General features: G+C 50.5%; 22 protein-coding genes. 17 read left to right on the forward strand and 5 right to left on the reverse strand.

Features of this window, described 5'->3' with window-relative positions; translation table 11 throughout:
* The first annotated feature begins 51 nt into the window (after positions 1 to 51).
* The 3 genes from M3085_RS04165 to M3085_RS04175 are packed head-to-tail and all read left to right on the forward strand — an operon-like array spanning position 52 to position 1997.
* On the forward strand, positions 52 to 420 hold the full coding sequence (locus tag M3085_RS04165) for a YbaN family protein (RefSeq protein WP_249052366.1): 369 nt from the start codon (positions 52 to 54) through the stop codon (positions 418 to 420).
* Positions 413 to 1408, forward strand: coding sequence for an aminodeoxychorismate synthase component I (locus M3085_RS04170; protein ID WP_249052367.1), 996 nt, complete (start codon positions 413 to 415; stop codon positions 1406 to 1408). Before M3085_RS04165 ends, M3085_RS04170 begins: the two co-directional genes overlap by 8 nt.
* A complete protein-coding gene (locus tag M3085_RS04175; RefSeq protein ID WP_249052368.1) occupies positions 1392 to 1997 on the forward strand; it encodes an aminotransferase class IV family protein in 606 nt (201 codons plus the stop codon). The genes M3085_RS04170 and M3085_RS04175 overlap by 17 nt, the downstream gene beginning before the upstream one ends.
* Here M3085_RS04175 and M3085_RS04180 read toward each other — a convergent pair.
* Positions 1979 to 2974, reverse strand: a complete 996-nt coding sequence (locus M3085_RS04180) for a pyridoxamine kinase (protein WP_410554171.1) — start codon at positions 2972 to 2974, stop codon at positions 1979 to 1981. The genes M3085_RS04175 and M3085_RS04180 overlap by 19 nt on opposite strands.
* Positions 2975 to 3153: 179 nt before the next feature.
* Here M3085_RS04180 and M3085_RS04185 point away from each other — a divergent pair, with 179 nt between their 5' ends.
* The 14 genes from M3085_RS04185 (at position 3154) to M3085_RS04250 (ending at position 20438) form a co-directional block, all read left to right on the forward strand.
* Positions 3154 to 4668, forward strand: a complete 1515-nt coding sequence (locus tag M3085_RS04185) for a peptide MFS transporter (RefSeq protein ID WP_249052369.1) — start codon at positions 3154 to 3156, stop codon at positions 4666 to 4668.
* 265 nt (positions 4669 to 4933) lie between these two features.
* Positions 4934 to 6610 (forward strand): glycogen/starch synthase, encoded by a 1677-nt coding sequence (locus tag M3085_RS04190; RefSeq protein WP_249052370.1) that lies wholly within the window; start codon positions 4934 to 4936, stop codon positions 6608 to 6610.
* A gap of 22 nt (positions 6611 to 6632) precedes the next feature.
* On the forward strand, positions 6633 to 9203 hold the full coding sequence (gene glgP, locus M3085_RS04195; protein WP_249052371.1) for an alpha-glucan family phosphorylase: 2571 nt from the start codon (positions 6633 to 6635) through the stop codon (positions 9201 to 9203).
* Positions 9204 to 9396: 193 nt separating this feature from the next.
* Complete coding sequence (locus M3085_RS04200) at positions 9397 to 10074, forward strand: response regulator transcription factor (RefSeq protein WP_191709614.1); 678 nt, start codon at positions 9397 to 9399, stop codon at positions 10072 to 10074.
* Positions 10071 to 11342 (forward strand): sensor histidine kinase, encoded by a 1272-nt coding sequence (locus M3085_RS04205; protein ID WP_249052372.1) that lies wholly within the window; start codon positions 10071 to 10073, stop codon positions 11340 to 11342. The genes M3085_RS04200 and M3085_RS04205 overlap by 4 nt, the downstream gene beginning before the upstream one ends.
* A gap of 111 nt (positions 11343 to 11453) precedes the next feature.
* Entirely contained in the window at positions 11454 to 12404 is a 951-nt protein-coding gene (locus tag M3085_RS04210) for a DNA adenine methylase (protein ID WP_204499810.1), read from the forward strand.
* Positions 12401 to 12961 carry a hypothetical protein gene (locus M3085_RS04215; RefSeq protein ID WP_204499809.1) on the forward strand — a complete coding sequence of 187 codons (561 nt, stop codon included), beginning with the start codon at positions 12401 to 12403 and terminating at the stop codon, positions 12959 to 12961. The genes M3085_RS04210 and M3085_RS04215 overlap by 4 nt, the downstream gene beginning before the upstream one ends.
* Complete coding sequence (locus tag M3085_RS04220) at positions 12958 to 13827, forward strand: DNA-methyltransferase (RefSeq protein WP_249052373.1); 870 nt, start codon at positions 12958 to 12960, stop codon at positions 13825 to 13827. Before M3085_RS04215 ends, M3085_RS04220 begins: the two co-directional genes overlap by 4 nt.
* Positions 13828 to 14001: 174 nt before the next feature.
* Positions 14002 to 14439 carry a PepSY-like domain-containing protein gene (locus M3085_RS04225; protein ID WP_191709612.1) on the forward strand — a complete coding sequence of 146 codons (438 nt, stop codon included), beginning with the start codon at positions 14002 to 14004 and terminating at the stop codon, positions 14437 to 14439.
* Between the two features lie 163 nt (positions 14440 to 14602).
* A complete protein-coding gene (ileS, locus tag M3085_RS04230; protein ID WP_249052374.1) occupies positions 14603 to 18091 on the forward strand; it encodes an isoleucine--tRNA ligase in 3489 nt (1162 codons plus the stop codon).
* Between the two features lie 86 nt (positions 18092 to 18177).
* Positions 18178 to 18558 carry a TraR/DksA family transcriptional regulator gene (locus M3085_RS04235; protein WP_178256973.1) on the forward strand — a complete coding sequence of 127 codons (381 nt, stop codon included), beginning with the start codon at positions 18178 to 18180 and terminating at the stop codon, positions 18556 to 18558.
* A 59-nt stretch (positions 18559 to 18617) separates the two neighbouring features.
* Positions 18618 to 19253, forward strand: a complete 636-nt coding sequence (locus M3085_RS04240; RefSeq protein WP_249052375.1) for a lipoprotein signal peptidase — start codon at positions 18618 to 18620, stop codon at positions 19251 to 19253.
* Positions 19240 to 20094, forward strand: a complete 855-nt coding sequence (locus M3085_RS04245) for a DUF4296 domain-containing protein (protein ID WP_249052376.1) — start codon at positions 19240 to 19242, stop codon at positions 20092 to 20094. The genes M3085_RS04240 and M3085_RS04245 overlap by 14 nt, the downstream gene beginning before the upstream one ends.
* 2 nt (positions 20095 to 20096) lie before the next feature.
* Complete coding sequence (locus tag M3085_RS04250; protein WP_249052377.1) at positions 20097 to 20438, forward strand: hypothetical protein; 342 nt, start codon at positions 20097 to 20099, stop codon at positions 20436 to 20438.
* Between the two features lie 188 nt (positions 20439 to 20626).
* On the opposite strand, the gene M3085_RS04255 is transcribed toward M3085_RS04250, so the two are convergent.
* From M3085_RS04255 to M3085_RS04270, 4 genes are read right to left on the reverse strand one after another with little or no spacing between them, the layout of a single operon-like run.
* Positions 20627 to 21727 carry a Wzz/FepE/Etk N-terminal domain-containing protein gene (locus tag M3085_RS04255; protein ID WP_249052378.1) on the reverse strand — a complete coding sequence of 367 codons (1101 nt, stop codon included), beginning with the start codon at positions 21725 to 21727 and terminating at the stop codon, positions 20627 to 20629.
* A 3-nt stretch (positions 21728 to 21730) separates the two neighbouring features.
* Complete coding sequence (locus M3085_RS04260) at positions 21731 to 22549, reverse strand: glycosyltransferase (protein WP_249052379.1); 819 nt, start codon at positions 22547 to 22549, stop codon at positions 21731 to 21733.
* A gap of 5 nt (positions 22550 to 22554) precedes the next feature.
* Complete coding sequence (locus M3085_RS04265; protein ID WP_249052380.1) at positions 22555 to 23757, reverse strand: Coenzyme F420 hydrogenase/dehydrogenase, beta subunit C-terminal domain; 1203 nt, start codon at positions 23755 to 23757, stop codon at positions 22555 to 22557.
* Positions 23754 to 24848, reverse strand: a complete 1095-nt coding sequence (locus tag M3085_RS04270; RefSeq protein WP_249052381.1) for a polysaccharide pyruvyl transferase family protein — start codon at positions 24846 to 24848, stop codon at positions 23754 to 23756. The genes M3085_RS04265 and M3085_RS04270 overlap by 4 nt, the downstream gene beginning before the upstream one ends.
* Position 24849: the final 1 nt, after the last annotated feature.

Raw genomic sequence — 24849 nt, forward strand, 5'->3', positions numbered from 1 at the left:
AAAAGCAATGAAATTTGAAAAATGTGGTGAGAACAGCCTATCTTTGCCGGCATGAAATACATTTATCTGTCAGTAGGCACACTCTCTTTAGCGCTGGGTGTGGCGGGCATCTTCTTGCCTGTCTTGCCCACCACGCCTTTTCTGCTCCTCACCGCCGCCCTATACTTCCGCAGTTCGCCGAAGGCATACGGGTGGCTGCTCCGTCATAAATACTTGGGTGAGTACATCCGCAGCTTCCGTGAAGACCGCGCCATCCCCCTGCGTGCCAAAATCGTGTCGCTCACGCTGCTCTGGCTCACCTCGCTCCACTGCATCCTGCTGTTGTTCCACCCGTGGTGGCTCAAGGCGCTGATGCTTGCCGTGGCTGCGGGCATTACCGTCTATATCACCTCGTTTAAAACCCGCCGCAGCCATGAGTAAGCTCGTGTTCCGTCCGCGCGCCGAGGCGATACGGCGCATGAACCGCTGGGGGAGCGAACGCCGCGAGTTCTTCTTCCTGATCGATTTCGATGAGGCGCACTGCTTGGTAGAACCGTTGGAAGAAATCCCCGCTGATGAGCTTCGGTATGTTTTCCCCGGTCGTTCGAATACCGATGAACCGCTCTTGCCGTTGCGTCACTCCGTCTTATGGGAAGCATTTCCGCAGCCGTTTGAAGCCTACCGTCGCTCGTTCGATGTGGTGAGACGGAACATCTACGCCGGCAACTCGTTCCTCACCAATCTTACTTGCGCCACACCCGTAACGACGAACCTTTCACTGCTCGACGTGTTCCGCCATACCCAAGCCCGCTACAAGCTCTGGCTGAAAGACCGCTTCACGGTGTTCTCGCCCGAAATCTTCGTGCGCATCGCCGACGGGTTCGTGTATTCACATCCCATGAAGGGAACCATCGATGCCCTGCTGCCCGATGCCGCTTCCCGCCTGCTGAGCGATGAGAAAGAGTCTGCCGAACACGCCACGATAACCGACCTGATACGCAACGACCTGAGCCGGATAGCCACCGAAGTAACCGTAACCCGCTATCGCTACTTAGACCGCTTGCAGACCCACTGCGGCGCGTTGCTCCAGATGAGTTCGGAGATACGCGGACGCCTCCCCGACGACTACCGCGAACGCTTGGGCGACCTCTTTTTCCGCCTCCTTCCTGCCGGCTCGATAACCGGTGCGCCGAAGCGGAAAACCGTGGAAATCATCCGCGAGGCAGAGACCTGCGAGCGTGGATTCTACACCGGCATCATGGGCTGGTTCGACGGGACGAACCTTGACAGCGCGGTGCTGATTCGCTTCCTCGAACAGCGTCCCGACGGGTCGATGGTGTTCAAGAGCGGCGGAGGCATTACCTTTATGAGCGATGCGCGCAGCGAGTACGAAGAAATGATACAAAAAGTTTATGTGCCGATTTATTGAAACGATACGGATAGAAGGGGGCAGGGCGTGGAACCTCGACCTGCATAACCGGCGGATGAACGCCACGCGCACCGCCGTATGGGGTGGGGTAGAACCGCTCCGGCTGGAAGACGTGATTCACCCCGGAGGTTATGCCGGCCGGACGCGCTGCCGCGTGGTGTACGGGCGCGGGGTGGAGCAGGTGGAATATTTCCCCTACCGCATACGCCCCGTGAAGAGTCTGACGATGGTAGATTGCGATGAGGCGGACTATCGTTACAAGAGCGCCGACCGCTCGCTGCTCGACCGTCTGTTTGCCCTGCGCGGAGCGGCAGACGATGTGCTGATAGTGCGTCGCGGACTGATTACCGACACTTCGATAGCCAACGTCGCCCTGTGGGACGGAACGGGGTGGTACACTCCCTCACATCCCCTGCTCTGCGGTACCCGGCGCGCCTCGCTCTTGGCTCAGGGAGTGCTGGCAGAGCGCGACATCCCCGCCACCGAAGTGGGAAGGTATCAGAAGATGCGCCTTTTCAACGCCATGATTCCCTTCGGCGAGGTGGAACTGCCTTGCGCTGCCGTCTCATATCACTCCACCAACTCGTAACTGCTCACCTGAATGGGCATGTCCAAGTTATGAAGCACCTTTTCAAGCATGATGCCCTCCAAGTTGTTATACTCGTAGCCGAAGGTGGCTCGGATGCCTTGCAGGATGAACTGCGTGGCGCGGTCTAAGGCGATGGGCAGGCTGTCGCCCTGCATGAGCGACCCCGTAACCACGCTGGTAAACGTGTCGCCCGTGCCCGGATAATGAGCCGGCAGGTAAGGACACGTCACCTTCCAGTAACGGCGGGCGGTGCGGTTATAGGCGTACACCGACGTCGTATGCGGATTGTCTGCCACCGGTACGCTCGTCACGATAACGATTTCCGGACCCTTTGCGGCAAGTTCGCGCAGGGCGGTCTTCAGCTCGTCGTCCGTCACCGTAGGCTGATACGGCTTGCCCCACAGCAGAAACATCTCCGTAAGGTTCGGCGTAATGATGTCGGCGTTCCATGCCAGCGTCTTCATCTCGGTCACCATCTCCTCCGAGATTCCCTTATACAGGCTCCCGTTGTCGCCTAATACCGGGTCTACCACCACCAAGTCGGTGGGCCGGCGGAACTTGCGGATAAAGTCTTTTACTATTTGAGCTTGGCGGGGCGAACCCAAATAACCCGTGTAAAACGTGTCGAACCGGATGTTCAGTTGCTCCCACTTCTCGATGATGCGGCTCATCTCGTCCGTCAGGTCGAGGAACGAATACACCGGATACTGCGTGTGGGTAGACAGCACGGCGGTAGGCAGCGGACACACCTGAAAGCCCATCGACGACAGGATGGGGATAACCGCCATGAGCGACACCCGTCCCACGCCCGAAAGGTCATGCACCGCCACAATCTTTTTTGTCTGATTCTGAAACAGCACGCTCGGTTTCCGTTGCGTCTCCGCCGCCTTCCGCCGTTTGGTTTTCTGCGCCTGTTCCCATGCCGCCTTGCGCGCCTGATACAGTTCGTACTGTTTTTCTATGTAATTATCTGCCATGACAATGTCGGTTTTAAAAGTAAGCTACGGCGCAAATGTACGAAAAATAATGTACCCCCGGCGCGCCTTGTCGGTCGAAAATACACTTTAAAAATAAGCCAAACCATTAGGATATTCGAGGATTTTGCCTATATTTGCCCCTAATTTACTATGTATTAACTTAAAATCTTCATTAACTTATGTTCAACAAACATCCAAAAGGACTGGTCGCAGCTTCATTGGCAAACTTGGGGGAACGTTTTGGGTTTTATACCATGATGGCGATTCTGGTGCTTTTCTTGCAGGCTAAATTCGCTTTGAGCCCGAAAGAAGCCGGTCTGATTTATTCTACATTTTATTTTTCTATTTACATCTTGGCATTGGTGGGAGGTGTGATAGCCGACAAAACTCGTAACTATAAAGGTACTATCCTGACGGGGATTGTGCTGATGGCGGTGGGATACGTTCTGCTTGCAATCCCTTCCGAGGCTACCGAGGCTAACAAAACGATGCTGCTCACGATGACTTGCGTGGCACTGTTTGTCATCGCTTTCGGAAACGGACTGTTCAAGGGAAATCTTCAGGCGCTGGTAGGACAGATGTACGACAATCCGAAGTACGCCAGTATGCGCGACTCCGGCTTCTCGCTCTTCTACATGTTTATCAACATCGGAGCCATCTTCGCTCCGCCTGCTGCCGTGGGCGTGCGTAACTGGTGGCTGATTCATAACGGATTTGCCTATAATGCAGACCTGCCCGAACTGTGTCACGGACACTTGGCGGGAACGCTTCAGCCGCAGGCAGCCGAAAACTTCCGTGCGCTGGCTGCCGAAGTGAGCGGACAGGCGGTGACCGACCTCGATGCCTTTGCCCACGCTTACCTCAACGTGTTCTCTACGGGATTCCATTACGCTTTTGCAGTGGCTATCGCGGCTATGCTGCTCTCGCTGGCAATCTACGTGATAAACAAACGCCGCTTCCCCGACCCCGCATCGAAAGAAACCGCAGCAAAGGGTGGCGCGGCAGCGGTAGAAATGAGTCCGCAGGAAGTAAGACAACGCATCATGGCGCTGTTTGCCGTGTTTGGCGTGGTAATCTTCTTCTGGTTCTCGTTCCACCAAAACGGGTTGACCCTTACGCTCTTTGCTAAAGAATACACCGACCTGAACCTCTTCGGTATGCCTATCACCGCTGAGCTGTTCCAGTCGCTGAACCCCTTCTTCGTGGTGTTCCTCACCCCGCTGGTAATGGCAGTGTTCGCCCGTCAGCGCGCGCGTGGCAAAGAACCCTCTACGCCGAAGAAGATTGCCATCGGTATGGGTATCGCCGCTACCGGATTCGTCATCATGGCGTTAGGTTCATACTCAGCCAACCTTCCGCTTCATGCCGACATCATCGCTGCCGGAGTATCGCCCGTTAAAGTGACTCCGCTGCTGCTGATGGCTACTTACTTGGTGCTCACCATTGCCGAGCTGTACATCTCGCCGCTGGGCATCTCGTTCGTGTCGAAAGTTGCGCCTCCCAAGTATCAGGGCATCATGCAAGGTGGATGGTTAGGAGCTACCGCCGTGGGTAACCAGCTGCTGTTCATCGGCGCCGTGTTATACGAGTCTATCCCCATCTGGATGACGTGGACGGTATTCGTGGTGGCTTGCTGCATCTCGATGTTCACCATGCTCTTCATGCTGAAGTGGCTGGAGCGCGTAGCCAAATAATATTTTTCTTCATAACATTCCGCCTCCGGGCGAACATACAGAACCGCTGGGAAACCCTGCCGCTTGCGTAGGGGATTCTTAGCGGTTCGGTGCTTTATCCCATGCGGATGAGATCCGGCATAAACTTGCTTTATCGGAAAATTAAAACAGGCTCTTATTTAGGCTGTGAAAAAATACGGAAATAAAAAACAACTATTTTCTTGTTTTGTTCGTTGTAATTCAATGTTTTTTCGTAACTTCGCGCCTGATTTAGAAAATATTAGTAATGATTAGTGATAAACTTTTAACTCCGGACTATATCTTCGAATCGAGTTGGGAAGTTTGTAATAAGGTTGGAGGTATCTATACCGTACTTTCTACACGGGCGAAGACATTGCAGGAAGCATTTCCGGACAGACTTTTTTTCATCGGACCAGACGTTTGGTCCGGCAAAGAGAACCCTTTGTTTACCGAAGACGATGAGTTGCTGAAAGCATGGAGAACAGAAGCGGAAACGAAGGATAATCTGAAAATCCGGGTAGGACGATGGAACATCCCCGGAAACCCGATAACAATATTGGTAGACTTTACTCCCTTTTATGCCGTAAAAAATGATATCTATACGCAGGCTTGGCTTGATTTCCAAGTAGATTCGCTTCATGCTTATGGCGATTACGACGAAGCCTCGATGTTCTCGTACGCGGCAGGAAAAGTGGTTGAAAGTTATTACCGCCATAACCTGACAGTTGCCGACAAGGTGATTTATCACGCCAACGAGTGGATGACCGGACTCGGTGCTTTATATATTCAGAAACACGTTCCTCAGATAGCGACTGTTTTTACTACCCACGCTACTTCTATCGGCAGGTCTATTGCCGGAAACAACAAACCCCTTTACGATTATTTATTTGCTTACAACGGCGACCAGATGGCACGCGAACTGAACATGGAATCGAAACATTCCATCGAAAAACAGACGGCGCACCATGTGGACTGCTTCACTACCGTGAGCGACATTACCGACAACGAGTGTAAGGAACTGTTGGAAAAACAGGCAGACGTGGTACTGGTCAACGGCTTTGAAGACGACTTCGTTCCGAAAGGAAGAAGTTACAGCGCAAAACGCCAGAAAGCACGCAAGGCGCTGCTGAACGTGGCAAACAAGCTGCTGGGTACCCGGCTGGGAGACGACACCATGCTGGTAGGAACGAGCGGACGCTATGAGTTCAAGAATAAAGGCATAAACGTGTACTTGGAGGCGCTGAACCGCTTGACGCGCGACAAGAACCTGAAACGGGATGTGCTGGCGTTTGTCAGCGTGCCGGGATGGGTGGGAGAACCGCGCAAAGACTTGGCTGACCGGCTGAAGAGCAAGGAAGACTTTGATACCCCCCTCGAATGTCCGTTTATCACCCACTGGCTGCATAACATGAGCCATGACCAAGTGCTCGATATGTTGAAATATTTGAATATGTCGAACGCTAAAGACATGCGCGTGAAAGTAATCTTCGTGCCCTGCTACCTCGACGGTAACGACGGCATCGTAAACTTGGCTTATTACGACCTGATGCCCGGATTCGACCTTACGGTATATCCCTCTTACTACGAGCCGTGGGGCTACACGCCGCTGGAAAGCATGGCGTTTAAAGTTCCTACCATTACGACAGACCTTGCCGGATTCGGACTGTGGGTCAACACCTTGAAAGGACACTACGCCACACTGCAAGACGGTGTGAAAGTAATTCACCGCACCGATTATAACTATTCGGAGGTGGCAGATGCCATACGCGACACGCTGACCGAATATTCGGCACTCTCGCCCAAAGAAATCGAAAAGGTGCGGAAAAACGCAGCCGCCGTTGCTGAACAGGCTCTGTGGAAATATTTTATCAAAAACTATTACGTGGCTTACGACGTGGCGTTGCGTAACGCAGCCAAACGTCTTGAGGAAAACAAATTTTGAAACCAAATTTAAAACTTGAGATATGAAAGTCAAAACTAATTATGTGAATGCTCCGGTGTGGAAAGAAGTGAACGTTAAGTCGCGCATTCCGGAATCATTGAAGATGTTGGAAGAAATGGCTCGCAATATCTGGTGGGCTTGGAATGACGAAGCAACTGAAATGTTCAGAGAACTCGACCCCGAACTGTGGTCGTTCGTAAAACAGAATCCGGTTGCGCTGTTGGAACGGTTGAGCTACGAAAAGCTCGAAGCATTGTGTAACAACAAGGAAGTATTAAGCAGAATCAATCATATTTACGATAAGTTTAAAACCTATGTCAACACCAAACCCGACGCCTCTCGTCCGTCGGTAGCTTACTTCTGTATGGAGTACGGTTTGACTCACGTGCTGAAAATCTACTCAGGAGGTCTGGGTATCCTTGCCGGCGACTACCTGAAAGAGGCTTCAGACAGTAACGTGGATATGTGTGGTATCGGTTTCCTGTACCGCTACGGATACTTCGACCAAAGCCTGTCGATGGACGGACAGCAGATTGCAAACTACGAAGCGCAGAACTTCGGAAGCCTGCCCATCGAACGTGTGTTGGACGAAAACGGAAGCCCGCTGGTGCTCGACGTTCCTTACCTCAACTACTACGTTCATGCGTACGTATGGAAAGTTAACGTAGGACGTGTGCCCCTCTACTTGCTGGATACCGATAACGAAATGAACAGCGAGTTCGACCGCCCCATCACGTACCAGCTTTACGGAGGCGACTGGGAAAACCGCTTGAAACAGGAAATCCTGCTGGGTATCGGCGGTGTATTGCTGCTGAAACGCCTCGGCATCAAGAAAGACGTTTACCACTGTAACGAGGGACACGCCGCTCTGTGTAACGTACAGCGCTTGTGCGACTACGTGGAAAGCGGAATGTCGTTCGAAGAAGCTCTCGAAGTGGTACGCGCTTCTTCACTCTATACGGTTCACACGCCGGTGCCTGCCGGACACGACTACTTCGACGAAGGGCTGTTCGGAAAATACATGGGCGGATATCCGCAGCGCATGGGCATCAGTTGGCAGGAACTGATGGACTTGGGACGCATCAACCCGGGCGACAACAACGAACGTTTCTGTATGTCGACCTTCGCTTGCAACACCTGTCAGGAAGTAAACGGCGTAAGCTGGCTTCACGGAAAAGTTTCGCAGGAAATGTTTGCAGGCATCTGGAAAGGATACTTCCCCGAAGAAAACCACGTGGGATACGTTACCAACGGCGTTCACTTCCCCACATGGTGTGCATCGGAATGGAAAGCCCTGTACAGCAAGTATTTCGATAAGAACTTCATGGCAGACCAGTCGAACCCCTCTATCTGGGAAAAGATTTACAACGTGCCCGACGAAGAAATCTGGCAAACCCGTATGGCGCTGAAGAACAAGCTGATCAACTACGTGCGCAACCAGTACCGCGATACGTGGCTGAAGAATCAGGGAGACCCCTCGCGCGTGGTTACGCTGATGGATAAAATCAACCCCAACGCGCTGCTCATCGGTTTTGCCCGCCGCTTCGCTACTTATAAGCGTGCACACCTGCTGTTTACCGACCTCGACCGCTTGTCGAAGATTGTAAACAACCCCGACTATCCGGTGCAGTTCCTCTTCGCAGGAAAAGCTCACCCGCACGACGGAGCCGGACAGGGATTGATTAAGAAGATTGTAGAAATCTCTCGCCGTCCGGAGTTCATGGGTAAGATTATCTTCCTCGAAAACTACGATATGAAGCTGGCACGCCGCCTCGTTTCGGGTGTCGACATCTGGATGAACACCCCGACCCGTCCGCTCGAAGCATCGGGTACGTCGGGCGAAAAAGCGCTGATGAACGGTGTGGTAAACTTCTCTGTACTCGACGGATGGTGGCTGGAAGGCTACCGCGAAGGAGCAGGATGGGCGCTTACCGAAAAGCGTACTTACCAGAATCAGGAATACCAAGACCAGCTGGATGCCGCTACCATTTACAGCATCCTCGAAACCGAAATCCTGCCGCTGTATTACGCGCGTAACAAGAAGGGATATTCTGAAGGCTGGGTGAAGACCATCAAGAACTCAATCGCGCAGATTGCTCCTCACTATACGATGAAACGCCAGCTTGACGACTACTACACGAAGTTCTACACCAAAGAAGCAGAACGCTTCCACGCACTGGCTGCCAACAACTTCGAAAAGGTGAAAGAACTGGCTGCATGGCAGGAAGAAGTAGCTGCGAAGTGGGATTCTATCCAAATCGTTTCAATGGATAAATCGCAGGAGCTGCGTCAGGGCAACGTGGAAAGCGGAAAAGATTACACCATTACTTGCGTGGTAGACGAAAAAGGACTGAACGATGCCATCGGTATCGAGCAGGTTATTACTTACACCAGCGTAGAAGGCAAAGAACACATCTACTCGGTTGCGCCGATGAAGATGATCAAGCGCGAAGGCGACCTGTATACGTTCCAAGTAATCAACAGCCTGTCGAACGCCGGCAGCTTCAAGGTGTCTTACCGTATGTTCCCGAAACATCCGTACTTGGCTCACCGTCAGGAGTTCTGCTACGTGCGCTGGTTTAACATGGACTAAAATACTGTCGTGAGACAGATACTTTGCTTTTCATGAATTTTTAATTTTAAATTCACAGTGACAAGCTGCGGTTTCTCCGGTGGGAGGAGCCGCAGCGTTTTTATACCCTCTTGTGTTGGCAAATTGCAGGCATTCATTTTTTTATTCCGCCGGATTTCGTATATTTGCGCATCACCCTAATCATGAAACCGATATGAAGATACTCATAGTAGAAGACGACAACGACCTGCGCGAGATAACCACCCGCTCGCTCGAAAAAGAACGCTACGTGGTGTCGCAGGCTCCCGACTACATGACGGCACTCCGCAAGATAGAGGATTATGATTACGACTGCATCCTGCTCGACATCATGCTGCCCGATGGCAACGGACTCGACCTGCTCGGCGAGCTGCGTGCGCTGGGCAAACGTACGAATGTGATTATCCTCTCGGCAAAAGACTCGTTAGAGGACAAGGTGAAGGGATTAGACCTCGGAGCAGACGATTACCTGCCCAAACCTTACCACCTTGCCGAACTCCATGCCCGCCTGAAAAGCCTCTTCCGACGCAACACGCGCGAAGGAGAACACACCATCCGGTACGGGAACATCGAGCTTGTCCCCGACCTCTTCAAGGTGCTGATAGGAGGGAAGGAAGTGGAGCTGAACCGCAAGGAGTACGACATTCTTTCATACTTCATGCTGCGTCCCGGACGGCTGGTCAACAAGAACACGCTGGCAGAATCGGTGTGGGGCGACCACATCGACCAAGTGGATAACTTCGATTTCATCTACGCCCAGATAAAAAACCTGCGCCGCCACCTGAAAGAAGCGGGAGCCACGCCGGAACTGAAGGCTGTTTACGGAATCGGCTATAAATTTGTGATAGAATGAAGCTCTTCCATCTCGTTATGTGGCGCGTGTCCGCCCTGCTCGTGGCAATCCTCACGGTGTGGGCGGTGTTCTTTTACTGGGCTATCATCGAGGAGGTAAACGATGAGACCGACGACTCGCTGGGCGATTACGCCGAGACGCTCATCATCCGCTGGCTGTCGGGCGAAGAGATGCCCTCGAAAAACAGCGGCTCGAACAACCAGTATTACCTCTACGAAGTGAGCGAAGAATACGCCCGCTCGTATCCCCACATTACGTACCGCGACGAGATGGTATACATCGAAGAAAAAAAAGAAACCGAGCCGGCACGTGTGCTCATGACCATCTTCCAAACCGATGACGGACGCTACATGGAGCTGGTGGTTTACGCTCCCACCATCGAGAAACTCGACCTGCGGCGCGCCCTCTTGGGGTGGATTGTTTTCCTCTACGTGTTGCTGCTGCTCGCCATCCTTGCCGTCAATGCGTGGGTGTTCCAGCGCAACATGAAACCCCTCTACCGCTTGCTCGGCTGGTTAGACAAGTACCGCTTGGGCGGCAAGAATGAACCCCTGACGAACGACACCCCCGTCTCGGAGTTCCGTAAGCTAAACGATGCGGCGGTGGTGTTCACCGAGCGCAGCGAGAAAGTGTACGAACAGCAGAAACTTTTCATCGGAAACGCCTCACACGAGATGCAGACTCCCCTTGCCATCTCCCTCAACCGGCTGGAAATGTTGATGGAAGACGACACGCTTACCGAGAAACAGCTCTCCGAGCTTGCCAAGACCCATCAGACGCTGGAGTCGCTGACGCGCATGAACCGCTCGCTCTTGCTGCTGTGTAAGATAGAGAACCACCAGTTCTCCGACGAGAAAGAAATCTGCCTGAACAAGCTATTCCGCACCTACCTCGACGATTATCAGGAGGTATACGCCTACCGCCACATCCGGGTAGAAGTGACCGAAGCCGCCACTTTCCGCGTAACGATGAGCGAGTCGCTGGCATCGGTGCTGGTAGCCAACCTGCTGAAAAACGCCTTCGTACATGCCGACGAAGGTGGCGAGATAACCGTCTCCTTTACTGCGGCCTCCTTCGAAATTAGCAATACAGGCGAACATCCGCTTGACGATAAACGCATCTTCGAACGCTTTTATCAGGGCAGCAAGAAAGAAGGTTCCACGGGACTGGGACTGGCTCTGGTCGACTCCGTATGTAAGGCGAGCCATCTGTCAGTAACTTACCGCTATGCCGACGGAAGGCATGTGTTTACCGTATCGCGCAGCTGATTATGCAGGAAACATAAATTACCTCGATAGGAAATTTTAAGCAGCCTCTGAGCCCAAAATTCATATCGTATTTTGTACCTTTGTATTCTAATCGAATATTTTATATACACAATGACAAAAGCGAAACCTTTCATCAAGTGGGTTGGCGGGAAAACCCAACTCATCGAACAACTTGAAGCATTGCTTCCGGCTGACTTTGACAAAAGGGAGGAAATTACTTACATAGAGCCGTTTGTGGGAGGAGGTGCTATGTTATTTCACATGCTTCAATCGCATAAGAATATAAAACATGCCATTATAAATGATATAAATCCGGATTTGACAACGTGTTATGTAACGGTTCGTGACCATCCGGAGGAACTTATACGCTCTCTTACTGCTATTCAAGAAGATTATTATCGAGTAGAGAGTGAAGAAGCGAAAAAGGAATATTATATGCGTATCCGGGATCGCTTTAATAATAAGCCTTCCGACCCGATAGAAAATACTACTCTTTTCTTTTTCCTTAACCGTACCTGCTTCAATGGTCTGTACCGTGTGAACAAGGCAGGAAAGTTTAATGTCCCCTGCGGGCGTTATAACCGTCCGCTTATTTGCGACGTTAATACCATCTATGCAGATAGCAGGCTATTGCAAAATGTAACGATTCTGACAGGCGATTTTGAGCAAACTTTTGAGTATATAAAAGGCGATACATTTTTTTATTTCGATCCGCCTTACCGCCCATTGAGCAATACTTCAAGTTTTAATGATTATGCAAAAGAATCATTTAACGATGATGCTCAAATCCGCCTGAAGCATTTTTGCGATCGGCTTCAATCTATAAATGTCCCTTTCATGCTGAGCAATTCCGATTGCTTGGGGCGGGATGGAAGCGATCGTTTTTTTGATGATTTATTCGAAGATTACGATATCAATAGAGTATGGGCTTCCAGAAGTGTTAATGCTGATGGCTCAAAACGTGGTAAGCTCACTGAAATTTTGGTGCGTAATTATACAGACAAGCAACAAAAAAATATTATTTACCGACAAGTAGAAAAGCAATTAAGTTTAAGACTATGATTAGAGGTGGAACAGGAGGATCCAACACATTGACCGGGCTCCGATATGAAGCAAAAGTAGACCTGAAAGATTTTCTGAATACGCAAAAAGATTATTCTGTTGAAGATACAAAAGTATATTTCAAGGGAGAACTTGTGGCACGGTTATTCAAGAAACATGAATTATATAAGTTTTTGGGGCGAAATAACATTGATTGGACAAAACATATTTCTAAAAAACTGCTTCCGGATAATTGCATTTATGTGATAATCAATAATACGGCATTTATATTGGAAGTAAAACATCAGGAAGTGGCTGGCAGTGTGGATGAGAAATTACAGACGTGTGATTTCAAAAAGAAACAATACATTAAACTCTTTTCTGAACTCAATTACCGGGTTGAGTATTGTTACATCTTAGACAGCTGGTTTAAGAAAGAATGTTACAAAGATACGTTAGACTATATTATTAGTGTAGGGTGTAAATATTACTTTGACTATATACCTTTGCAAGAATTAGGGCTGCCTGTTCCGGATGAAAGTATAGATGAAGAAATTGTTCCGTCTTATCAACGATGATGCAGGCTTATTATAAATCTTTTAACCGCGATTTCACTTTGCTTGAAGGCGATTGTACGGATTTGCTGTCACAATTTGATTTTAAGTTTGACATGATATTTGCCGATCCGCCTTATTTCCTCAGCAATGGTGGCTTCAGCGTTCAAAGTGGTAAAGTGGTAAGCGTGGATAAAGGAGCATGGGACAAAGGTGGAACTGCCGGATCTGTCGATGATTTTAATTTGCGATGGATTACTTTATGCAGGGAAAAACTGAAAGATAACGGAACGATATGGATTAGTGGTACTTACCACAATATCTTTTCCGTGGCAAATGCCTTACAGCAGGCGGACTTCAGGATTCTTAATGTTATTACGTGGGCCAAAACCAATCCTCCGCCCAATATCTCTTGCCGTTTTTTTACATACAGCACAGAGTTTGTTATTTGGGCAAGAAAGCATAAGAACAAGCCTCATTACTACAATTATGAGTTGATGAAAGCTGTCAATGGCGGAAAACAGATGACGGATGTTTGGAATCTGCCGGCTATCGCACGTTGGGAAAAGTCTTGCGGGAAACACCCCACACAAAAACCATTAAGCTTGTTGGTCCGGATAATCCTTGCATCAACAGAGCCTAAAGCGTGGATACTTGACCCTTTTGCAGGAAGCAGCACCACGGGTATAGCTGCCTCGCTTACCGGGAGACGTTTTTTGGGCATTGAACAAGATAGCGGATTTTTGGCTTTGAGCAAATCGCGCAGGGAGGAGATTGATGACTGTGGCTTGCGAATGGCCTATTGTAAGAAAATTAAAGATATGGCATTTGTACCATCCCCGCAAATGGTTTGTGATGATTGCCTCGATGATTATGGTTTACCTTTTTAGAATAAATAGAGCAATGAAAAATGAACAACGGTCATGCTTGTTCACATCCCATTATTCATTTTTCATTCCTCTATTATTAATCCTTAATTATCCCTGATTTCAAATTCTTTTCAGATTCGTTTCCCATCTTTGCAGTAGCGAAACGATTATCCCACTTTTTAAAATGTATGAATCATGAAGAAATTATTCCTTTTGCTTGTATGCGTGTTTACGTTTTCGACTGCCGCACTTGCCGACAGCGACAAGCCCATCCAGATAGGACAGTTGCCCACACCGGCGCAGACTTTCATCACCACCCATTTCAGTAAGCACAAAGTGGCGCTGGCTAAAATGGAAAGCGATATGCTCTCGAAAAACTACGAGGTGATATTTACCAACGGCGACAAGGTGGAGTTCGACCGCACCGGGGGGTGGACGGAAGTGAAATGTACACGGAACCCCGTGCCGGAGGCAATCGTGCCCGCAGCCATACGCGATTACGTGAAAACGAACTATCCCGACGCCGAGATTCTGAAGATAGAACGAAGCAAGAAAGAATACGAAGTGAAGCTCTCTAACCGCTGGGAAATCAAGTTCAACAATCAGATGCAGGTTATCGACATCGACGACTGATGGAAACCATTTTTAAGTGTTGTTAATGAGAATACTATCTCAAATGTTTTACTCTTATTCTTTTTTCTTATAAATTTGCACCCTAAATTTGGGGAGGTTATTTCCTCCCCGCCGAATGTGCAAGTTTTAGGAAATAATAAAAGAAAAACAAGAGAGATAGATTATGAGTAAGAAATTTACCGAATATTCGCAGCTCAACCTGTCGGAAGTAAACAAGGAAGTGCTGAAAAAATGGGATGAGAACGATGTCTTCTCCCGCAGTATGACGGAACGCGAGGGCTGTCCTTCGTTTGTATTCTACGAGGGCCCTCCTTCGGCAAACGGTATGCCGGGCATTCATCACGTGATGGCGCGTACCATTAAAGATACTTTCTGCCGATTTAAAACCATGAAAGGATATCAGGTGAAGCGGAAAGCGGGATGGGATACCCACGGGCTGCCCGTCGAACTGGGGGTTGAGAAGGCATTGGGAATTACCAAAGAGGATATCGGTAAAACCATCTCGGTGGCAGAGTATAACCGCCACTGCCGCACGGATGTGATGAAATTCACCAAAGAGTGGACCGACCTTACTCACAAGATGGGTTACTGGGTAGACCTCGATAACCCTTACATCACTTACGATAACCGATACATCGAAACCCTGTGGTGGCTGCTCAAACAGCTCTACGCGAAAGGATTGCTGTATAAAGGATATACCATTCAGCCTTATTCGCCCGCTGCCGGAACGGGGCTCAGCTCGCACGAGCTGAACCAGCCCGGATGTTACCGCGACGTGAAAGACCTCACCGTGGTGGCTCAGTTTAAGATGAAAAATCCCAAACCCGAAATGACGGGGTGGGGGACGCCTTACTTCGTGGCGTGGACCACTACGCCGTGGACGCTCCCCTCGAATACCGCCCTCTGCGTAGGACCGAAATATACCTACGTGGCAGTGCGCACCTACAACGCTTATTCGGGCGAGAAGATGACCGTGGTGCTTGCCGAAGACCTGCTCTATACTCACTTCAACAAGAAGGCGGAAGGCATCGCGCTGGCCGACTACAAGCCGGGCGACAAGCTGATTCCCTTCGAGATAGTGGGACGCTACAAGGGTACCGACCTCGTGGGAATGGAGTACGAACAGCTCATCCCGTGGGTGAAACCCGTTGAGGCAGCCGAAGACGGCACGTGGCACGAGGCATCTGCCAAAGCGTTCCGCGTCATCCCCGGCGATTACGTGACCACCGAAGACGGTACGGGTATCGTTCACATCGCGCCCACTTTCGGAGCCGACGACGCTTTCGTGGCACGCGCGGCAGGCATCCCCTCGCTGTTCATGATTACCAAGAAAGGAGAAACCCGCCCGATGGTAGACCTCACGGGTAAGTTCTTCCTGATGAGCGAGCTGGACGAAACATTCGTCAGCACTTGCATCGATGTGGAAAAATACAAGGAATACGAAGGACGCTGGGTGAAAAACGCTTACGACCCCCAGTTCACCATCGACGGAAAATACGACGAAAAGGCAGCTCAGGCAGCCGAATCGCTCGACGTGTACCTCTGCATGATGCTCAAGCAGCAAGGCTTGGCGTTCAAGACCGAGAAACATGTGCATAACTATCCGCACTGCTGGCGCACCGACAAGCCCGTGCTTTACTATCCGCTCGACAGTTGGTTCATCCGCTCTACCGCCTGCAAGGAACGCATGATGGAGCTGAACAAAACCATCAACTGGAAACCCGAATCGACCGGCACGGGACGCTTCGGCAAGTGGCTTGAAAACCTCAACGACTGGAACTTGAGCCGTTCGCGCTACTGGGGTACGCCGTTACCCGTATGGCGCAGCGAAGACGGAGAGGAAAAATGTATCGGCTCGCTTGAAGAACTCTATGCGGAAGTGGAGAAGGCTGTTACCGCAGGCGTCATGGAGTGCAACCCATACAAAAAAGCAGGGTTCGTGCCGGGCGTATATACGAAAGAAAACTATGACCTCATCGACCTCCACCGCCCCTACGTGGATGACATCATCCTCGTTTCGCCGAGCGGAAAACCGATGAAGCGCGAAACCGACCTGATTGACGTGTGGTTCGACTCCGGCTCGATGCCTTACGCCCAACTGCATTACCCGTTCGAAAACAAAGAGCTGATAGACAGCCGTTCATACTATCCCGCCGACTTCATCGCCGAGGGAGTAGACCAGACCCGCGGATGGTTCTTCACGCTCCATGCCATCGCCACGATGGTGTTCGACAGCGTGGCGTTTAAAAACGTGGTGTCAAACGGACTCGTGCTCGACAAAAACGGAAACAAGATGTCGAAACGATTGGGCAACGCCGTCGACCCCTTCGGAGCCATCGAGAAATTCGGTTCCGACCCCCTGCGCTGGTACATGATAACCAACTCCTCGCCGTGGGACAACCTGAAGTTCGATACCGACGGAGTAGACGAAGTGCGCCGCAAATTCTTCGGCACGCTGTATAACACTTACTCGTTCTTCGCCCTCTATGCCAACGTCGACGGATTTACCTACGCCGAACCCGAAGTACCCGTAAGCGAACGTCCCGAAATCGACCGCTGGATACTCTCGCTGCTTAACTCGCTGGTAAAAGATGTTGACGCTTGTTACACCGACTACGAACCCACGAAGGCAGGACGACTGATTACCGATTTCGTAAACGACAACCTCAGCAACTGGTACGTGCGCCTGAACCGCAAACGCTTCTGGGGCAGCTCGATGTCGGCCGACAAGCTCTCGGCATACCAGACGCTGTACGTATGCTTGGAAACCGTGGCACGCCTCATGGCGCCCATCGCACCGTTCTACGCCGACCGCCTGTACATGGACCTCACCTCGGTAACCGGACGCGACAACGTGGTGTCTGTACACTTGGCAAACTTCCCCGTGGCAGACGAGTCGCTCATCGACAAAGAATTAGAGGCACGTATGCAGATGGCACAAGATGTTACCTCGATGGTGCTCGCCCTGCGCCGCAAGGTGAACATCAAGGTGCGCCAACCCCTGCAATGTATCATGGTGCCGGTGGTAGACGAGGAACAACGCCGCCACATCGAAGCTGTGAAAGACTTGATAATGAGCGAAGTAAACGTGAAAGAACTCCGCTTCGTGGAAGGCGATTCGGGCGTGCTGGTAAAACGTGTGAAGTGCGACTTCAAGAAGCTCGGACCTAAGTTCGGCAAGCAGATGAAAGCCGTGGCAGCCGCCGTGTCGGGAATGACGCAAGAAGAAATCGCACGCTTGGAGCGTGAAGGCAGCTACACGTTCACCCTCGACGGTGTGGAAGCTGTGGTCGAAGCCGCCGACGTCGACATCTTCAGCGAAGACATCCCCGGATGGCTCGTGGCAAACGAAGGCCGCCTCACCGTGGCGCTCGAAGTAACCGTAACCGACGAGCTTCGCCGCGAAGGTATCGCCCGCGAACTGGTAAACCGCATCCAGAACATCCGTAAGAGCAGCGGTTTCGAAATAACCGACAAGATAGACATTGTTTTGTCGAAAAATCCGAACACCGATGATGCGGTAACCGAATATAATACGTATATTTGCAACCAAGTATTGGCAAACTCGTTGACGCTTGCCGACGAAGTGGCGGATGCCACCGAGCTGAGCTTCGACGACTATTCGCTGATGATAAAGGTAACCAAATTGTGAGAAAAGAACACATCCGTCTCTGCGTCCTCGTGCTGAGGACGCGGAAGACCGGATACTATTAATTAACTTTTTAAAACTTAAAAACTATGGCTGAAAAAACGAGATATTCGGATGCCGAACTTGAGGAGTTCCGCGCCATTATCATGGAAAAACTTCAGCTCGCCGAGCGCGACTATGAGAAATTAAAAAGTAGTATCATGAACACCGACGGAAACGATACCGACGATACTTCGCCCACCTACAAGGTGCTTGAAGAAGGCGCCAACACGCTTTCGAAAGAAGAAACCACCCGTCTGGCATCCCGTCAGTTGAAATTCATCCAGAACCTGCGTGCGGCACTGGTGCGCATCGAGAACAAAACGTACGGAATCTGCCGTGAAACCGGCAAGCTGATTCCTGCCGAACGCCTCCGGGCGGTTCCTCACGCTACGTTGAGCATCGAAGCAAAACAGGCCGGAAAGAAATAATTAAACAAGTAAAAAAAAAGAAGGGGAGGCGGTGTGTCTCCCCGTTTCAATACCTGCGTATGAAGAAATGGCTCACTCAGGGGCGGATGGCTGCCCTGATTGTTTTTTTGGTATTAGTGATTGATCAGGTAATCAAGATTGCGGTGAAAACCAACATGGCGCTCCACGAAAACATCCGCGTCACCGACTGGTTTTACATCTATTTCACCGAAAACCCCGGCATGGCGTTCGGTTTGGAGATATTCGCCAAACTGTTTCTCACGCTGTTCCGCATCGTGGCTGTAATCCTCATCACATGGTATCTGGTTTCAATCGTGCGCCGCAAGGAACGCCGCGTGGCAAACGGATACGTGGTCTGCCTCGCGCTGATACTCGCCGGAGCCGTGGGAAACATCATCGACTGTGTGTTCTACGGTGAAATATTCTCAGAGAGCACTCCCTTTCAGGTGGCTACGTGGACTCCCATCGGAGAAGGCTATGCCGACTGGCTTCACGGAAAGGTGGTCGACATGTTCTACTTCCCGATTATCGACACCTACTGGCCGCAGTGGATGCCGTGGGTGGGTGGCGACCATTTCATCTTCTTCAGCCCGATATTCAACTTTGCCGATGCCTCAATCAGTTGCGGCATCATCGCCCTGCTGATATTTTACAGCCGTTACCTGAACACCAAAGAAGAGCATGAAAAAAAGTAAGAGATACGCAAGTTGGCTTGTGGCAGCAGCCGTGACAGGCGCACTGGCGGGATGTGGAAAGCAGATTCCGTCCGACATCATCCAGCCTGCCGAAATGGAAAATCTGTTGTACGATTACCACCTCGGCACCACGCTGCAAGGCGAATTGCCCCATACCGAAAGTTACAAGAAAGAGGCTTATGCCGCATACGTGTTCAGCAAGCACGGCGTGACCGAGGCAGAGTTCGATTCGTCGATGGTGTGGTACTCGCGTCACGGTGAGGAGTTGGCTGCCATCTACGACAATCTGCTGAAACGCTTCGAGGCCGACGGAAAACAGGTGCGCAAGTTTGCCGACCGGCGCAGCGGGCAGACCTCGCTTACGCTCTTCCGCGACACGGTAGACATGCCTTCGCTTTACTGGCTCTCATCGTCTGAACTGACCAATAAGGTGACTTTCGAACTGCGTGCCGACACCTCGTTCAGGCCTCACGACGGCATGACGTGGGAGGCGAATTTCCTTTTCATGCCTCAAGCCCGCCAAAAAGCCAAAGCGGTGATGGGACTGAACTTTACCTTCGACAACGACAGCACGCAAGGCATTACGCGCGTCATCACCTCGTCGGGGACGCAGCGCATTACGCTCCGTGCTGACTCGGCGTATAAGTTTAAAACCATCAACGGATTTATTTATTACGATTCCGACCTCGCCTCAGAGGGCAGCGTGCTGATAAACGGCATCAGCCTGACGCGCAACCACAACGGCAGTGCCTCGGTAGCCCCGGCATCGAAACCTGCCGACGACGAAGCGGAAGCTCCCGAAGTGAAAAACCGCAAAGTGCGCACCGCCTCACCCCGATGATTATGAAGCGATTTGCCGCCCGCCGCATCTATCTGTCGAGCGAACAGAGAATGCTCGACCTCCACGTGGTAGAGCTTGACGACAGTGGCATCGTGCGCACCGTCTTTCCCCTGTGTGAAGAAATCAGTCACACCGAGTGGGTGAGCGGCATCATCGTCATCGCCCCCGGTTTCCCCCCGCGCCGTCCCGAAGAACCCTTTTCCGGTTACGCCGACCGCCTCCGCAGCCAGCCCGCCGCACCGCTGCACGCCGTCCGCATCGCTCCCTTCAACCTCTCCGCCACGGAGTTCACCCCCCACAGCCGCGTTATCCCTCTTTTCTCACCACCGATTACACGGATATAATGCTGTGTGGGAATTTTCACCACAGATTACACAGATTAAACAATTTATTATTTTGCGTATGGAAATGTTTTTTAACACAGATTACACAGATTTTCGCAGATGAAGAAATAAAATTATTACTCCGCGTAAATCCGCGTGAATCCGCGTTTCAAAAAAGAATAATCTGTGTAATCTGTGGTGAAAAAAAACTACCCGCGGATTCCTTTTTTCACATCCTCCCACAGCTCTTTGCCGAAGAGAATCCACGCCCCGCTGCCTACCACGGCGAGGAACACAAACCCGATGAGAATGATTACCTTGCGCGGAGCCGACGGCTTGAGCGGCACACTGGCAGGCTCTACCACGGCAAATACCGGCTTGTCTTCCTGAATCTTCGCGCGGAACACCTCCAACTGCGTGGCAGCCTGCTGGAACAACTGGTAAGCAAGGTCGTACTGATCTTTCATCCGCTCCTGCTCAATCTTTGCCGACTGAAGCGTTATCTTCTGGTTCCGGTCGACATACCGCGCATACTCCTGCTGCAAGCTGTAAAACTCCGCCTTCGCCTTGTTATAGATAACCTCCTGATAGTTAAAGTCCTCGGTAGCCTTCCGCGTGCGGTAGTCGGCAATGTACTGTTGCAACTTGTTTACCACGCTGTCAGCCACCACCGCCGTCACCACAGGGTCTTGCAGCGTAACCGTGATGGTGGTAATCCCCGTAGTCTTGTCGGCTTCCGCTTTCATCGATTCTTTAATCAACATCAGGCTCTTTTCCTCCTTGCGCGTCAGGTGGAACGGGTCGGGCGCGATACGTTCCTCCTCTTCCTTATCGCTGAACAACGACATCACTCCCCCGATAGCCTTTCCCGGAAGCGCGAAAACATACCCCCACCACGGTTTGCTTTGCTCCTCCACAAACTGGTGCAACGCCACGGTGGTATCACTCTTTTCCGGTTTTACCTGCATGGAGTACAGCTCCAGCGCAAACGGTGTCGATGCTATGATTTCCGGGAAAAGCGATACGTTCAGTGCATCGGCATCGGCGATGGTAGCATCGCTTAGCCCCAACATCGAAGCCATCCCCATCAGACTGCTTCCTCCTGTCTTTCCCGATTCAGGCGAGAGCGTGACCGACACGGTGTACTCCCTCGGCAGGCTGAATGCCACCACTAATCCTATCAGTGCGCCATATCCCGCCGCCTTGCAGATTTGTTTCTTCTTTCTCCACAGTTTTCCTACCAGCTCCAGCAGGTCGATTTCCTGTTCCTTCCGGTTTTCAGTTTGCGTATTGTTGATGTTCTGTTCCATAATTTATTTTCTGAGCAAATGTTTATAAATGAAACCACGTATACTGTTTGGCATCAGTCTGACCACCAGCCGTATAGCCACATTCTGGCAAAACACGGGTGTCGAGATGAAGCCTATCTTCCTCATATACCTTAACAAATTAATCTCCTTTTTCACGTACTCCCATCCGCCCCTGCGTTTGAACGTGTCGGGCGAAGTGCGGAAGTACAACACACTTTCAGGCAGGTTATAGAAACGGCATCCGCGTGCCAACATCCTCACCCACAGCCCGTAATCCTCATACATCGGAATAGGCGGATAGCCCCCTGCCTCTAAGACCTTTTCCTTACGGAACACGGTAGCGGGGTGGTTTACCGGACACCGCTTGCGGGCATACCTCAGGATTTCCGGATGCAGCTCAGGTAGTTTTTTCACCGACACCACCCGGCTCGTATCCTCGTAAAACTCCTCAATCCACGCGCTGCACACGTCCACTTCGGGATGCTCCGCAAACACCCTGATTTGCTTTTCAAACCGCTCCGGCTTGGCGATGTCATCGGTATCCATTCGTGCCACGAGCGAGAAAGAACAATGCTTCAGCCCCTCGTTGAGCGCACAGCCCAGTCCCCGATTCTGCGGCAACGCCACCACCTTCAGTTCCGGGTGTAGCTGCACATATTCGTCAATCGTGCGGTCGAGTTCGTCGGTGAGCGGACCATCCTTCACCAACACGATTTCATCGGGCATTAAAGTTTGTGTGAATAAGCTGTCGAGGCATTCTCGGAGGTAAGCCGGCTGTTCTTTTTTATAGACGGATAAAAGAACGGAAAAAGGTTCAGCCATAATTTTTAATGGTAGATTTTTTTTATTAGTGATATGATAGGTGAGGGCAAACGGAGAATAATGTTTTTTATTCCTAATTTCAGTCGTTGTTTGCCCGTCAGACTTTCGCGATAATGTTTTATAGTGTTTTTAAGCGGTATATTTTCATCGGCAAGTTCAGTCAACAGCCGTTTACGTAGCGGGGCGTTGGGGGTATAGGTTTTTCCCCAACTTTGATAAGGAATTACGTCCGTTTGCCGATGTCTGTTTGTTATGAGTCGGTCTTTTACATCTTTGAACAGCGATTTACCAACCTCGGTAACGGGAGTGACAATCGAAACTCCCTTTTTATTGAAATCATAGAGTTTTCCCCAAAAATCTCCGATTCGTATATCCGTGTATTGCAGGGTACTTCTTAGTTCGCAAGTATGACAGCTTTCGTTCAAAACGTGGTCGGAGAAGAAAAGTGTGTAAAATGAGTCATTGACTGTAGGACTTATATATTTCCCTTTAGGAGTGTTTGCCTCTATGCAATATCGTCCCCATCCCCGGTGTTTGCTTCTGAATCTTACATTGCTTAAAGTGCCGTTGTCGGGTAAGTTCTCTTTGACGTATTTTTTCCATAGGTTGAGCGATGGGCATCCGTGACAGTAAAAGTCTATTAAGATGGCTTGTTCGCGCTTTTTCCTGAACCTTAGATATTGGTCGATGGCGAAAATGTGGCAAGGAGTTCCGAATACGGCTATCTTCTTGCCTGCGTATTCGCTGATTAGTTTTTTAAATGCCGAAAATGTGTACGATTGTATATATTTCGACCCTCTGAACGCAAGAGTTTCAGCCTCATTAACGGCAATTTGGTTTACAGCCCGGTTTGCATCAGAATCGTAAGTTACTCCGCAGCAGTAATATCCTTGTTTGATTAACTCACGGGCAAAAACGTCTGCTACGCCTCCCGATGTGGTTTCTTTCAGTACCTGCTCATCTTTGCAGGCAGCCGCCCATACCTCAATGTTCGGGTAGTCTGATGGTGGAGTGGGAGTTATCGGTTTGTACTTGTAGCAAACTTTGGTACATAAACCGCAGTCAATACAGAGTGATTCATCCAACACGGGGCGGTAAAAACCTTCCTCGTTTGTCCGGATTGTGATAGCTCCTTTAGGGCATACTGCTGCACATAGCTGACAGCTTGTACAAGGGTGTATGCTGTTAGGCGATGTTATGTTATTCATGCTTTTACCTGTTTAATCATGCTGTCGAGATACGCCATTGATTCAGCCCTGCGTTTTTCCATTTCCTTGTTTACTTCGGCATAGTCGATGGCTTGGGCGAATACCTTTTCAAAATCCAAGTCGCCCGCTGTTATACGGTCGGTCAGACTGTATTCTTTCAGCAGGTTGCAGAGTTTGTTTCCGTTGTCACGTGTAATCACGGCAAACTGCCTGTTGGTAATGAGAGACATCACGCTTCCGTGGAATGTGTCTGTTATGATGCAGCGGGCATGTAAGAAATAATGCAACAGCCGGACGGGGTCGGCATTGATGTTATAATCGCACCAGTCATGATAGAATCCCGCCGAAACTATTTTAAGGTTGTGACGTTTCGCGTATTCCCGAATGGCATCCGTTTCGGTTTTGCCGTTCATGTTCTTGTCGTAGGCATATACCAACAAGTAGGGAGGCAAATCAACCGGAACGGTTTGCGACAATTCGTTGGCATATCCGTATAAGATAACGGGGTCGCATACCAGCGTGGGCTTGGTGTTCGTCAGTTGCTCTACTATCTGAGCCGAATTTAAGTCGCGTACCGAAATCCCTTGTAAAGAAGCCAGTCCGCTTGTCACGAAAGGAACGCAGTGAGCCTCTTGGATGTCTTTAAGATTCGTAGGTCCGAAACTGCCGGCATACGAGAATGCAAAGTCGCAAGGACGTGCGTGTCCGAAAAAAATAGGCGTGGGTCCCGTATGCAGCGCAAACACCTCATCGCTGCCTATAACGACTGCACTCAAGTCTTTTTCCCTCGTATAATATCCTCCTACAAGGTTTTGTTGCTGTTTGAAAGCCTCCAACAGCTTCTTCTTTTTAACGTTGAATGTGGTTTTCTTAACCCCCTGTTCCTTCAGATATTCCAAGTAAAAAGCGACAGATTTGATACTGATATTATATTTGTTTTTCAGTTCAACGCCCAAAAAGTCGTAATTCTTGTCGAATTGTAGCGCATAAGCCTTGATACCCTTTTGCGACAAGACTTGTACCAGCGCGTTTAACTGAAGCAATGCACCGTGGTTATGTACATCGTAGTGGGTGATAATACCGAATTTCATA

This window comes from Bacteroides caecicola (genome assembly GCF_023337095.1).
Classification (GTDB): domain Bacteria; phylum Bacteroidota; class Bacteroidia; order Bacteroidales; family Bacteroidaceae; genus Phocaeicola; species Phocaeicola gallinarum.